The 638-nt window shown below is 66.5% G+C and carries 1 pseudogene; it reads right to left on the bottom strand.

The annotated features are described in order from the left end of the window. Positions 1 to 638: pseudogene (locus M3U25_RS20535) on the bottom strand (RHS repeat protein); the annotation flags it as partial.

The raw sequence follows: 638 nt of genomic DNA, 5'->3' as shown, positions 1-638 counted from the left end.
AGCGCCTTGCCGTTGGTGTCGTAGTCGCCCATCCAGTGGCCGGCTTCGTCGTAGACGGTGTAGGTGTTGGTGGTGCCGAGGAACCGGCGCACCTGCTCGCCCCGGTCGTTGTAGCGATACTCCATCGCCAACGTGCCGCTGCGCGTGGCTTGGCTCATGCGCCCCGTCGCGTCGTAGACGAAGGTGCGGGCCGTGCCATCGATGGCCGTGGTGTTGCCCATCGCGTCGTAGCTGCGCGCGGCGCCGGCCACACTCGCCAGGCGGTGGCTGTCGGTCGGGTAGCTATAGGTCTGGCTGCTGCCGTTGACCTGGGCGCTGAGGCGATTGCCGGTGGCGTCGTAGCTGTAGCCGTCGATGACCGTGCCGGTCGGCCCGTCCTTGAAGGCGGTCAGCCGATTCAGGTTGTCATAGCCCAACTTCACCACGGGTGCGGTATTGCCCGGCGCGGTCAGCGCAGTGAGGTTGCCTGCCGGATCGAAGCCAAAGCCGATGTTCAGGCCATCCTTGCGGCCGTCCTGGATCGCCAACGGGCGGTAGTTCTTGTCCAGCACGCGCTGCAACGGCCGGCCGTTGCCATAGGCCCAGCCAGCGCTGGGGCCAAACGGGTAATAGGTCGCGCCGCTCAGCAGTTTTTGACG

It is taken from the genome of Xanthomonas sp. PPL134 (assembly GCF_040595915.1).
Taxonomy (GTDB): domain Bacteria; phylum Pseudomonadota; class Gammaproteobacteria; order Xanthomonadales; family Xanthomonadaceae; genus Xanthomonas_A; species Xanthomonas_A indica.
Note: the sequence above shows the minus strand (reverse complement) of the source record. Positions and strands in the feature narration are given on the sequence as shown.